The organism is Streptomyces botrytidirepellens, from assembly GCF_003721215.1.
Taxonomy (GTDB): domain Bacteria; phylum Actinomycetota; class Actinomycetes; order Streptomycetales; family Streptomycetaceae; genus Streptomyces; species Streptomyces himastatinicus.
In genome coordinates, this window is the sequence record NZ_RIBZ01000357.1 from 1 (window position 1) to 566 (window position 566).

Below are 566 nucleotides of genomic sequence, written 5' to 3' on the forward strand. Positions count from 1 at the left end.
GCAGCACCCTGATACCCGAGCACCGACGCGACTTGGCCCCGCACCAGATCCAGCAGCACCTCCCGCTGCTCGACCTCGCCCAGGCCGATCAGATTCTCGCCGAGGCCACTCGCCACAGCCCGCCCGGCAGCACGCCGACTCCGCACCAACCCACGGAGCAGAGGCGGAACATCACCACCGGAACGGAATGCGGAAAGATCCAGCCGCACCGGCAACACCACCGGCTCCCCAGCACCCACCGCAGCATCGAACAGCGCCACACCCTGCTCCACGGGCAACGGCGGGAACCCCGAGCGGTGCATCCGCTCCCGATCGGCAGCGCTCAGCTCACCGACCATGCCGTCAGACTGATCCCACGGCCCCCACGCCAACGACACACCCGGCAACCCAAGACCACGCCGATACTCCACCAACGCATCCAGGAACGCATTACCCGCCGCGTAACTCCCCTGACCCGCACTGCCCAGCGTGCCCGCCGCGGAGGAGAACACCACGAACGCAGACAAGTCCATGTCCCGCGTCAGCTCATGCAGATGCCACGCCGCATCCACCTTCGGACGCAACAC

1 protein-coding gene is annotated in these 566 nt (G+C 67.7%); it reads right to left on the minus strand.

Annotation, left to right across the window (positions count from 1 at the left end):
• The coding region (locus tag EEJ42_RS30960) for a KR domain-containing protein (protein ID WP_123105183.1) at window positions 1-566 on the minus strand (566 nt) is incomplete at both ends.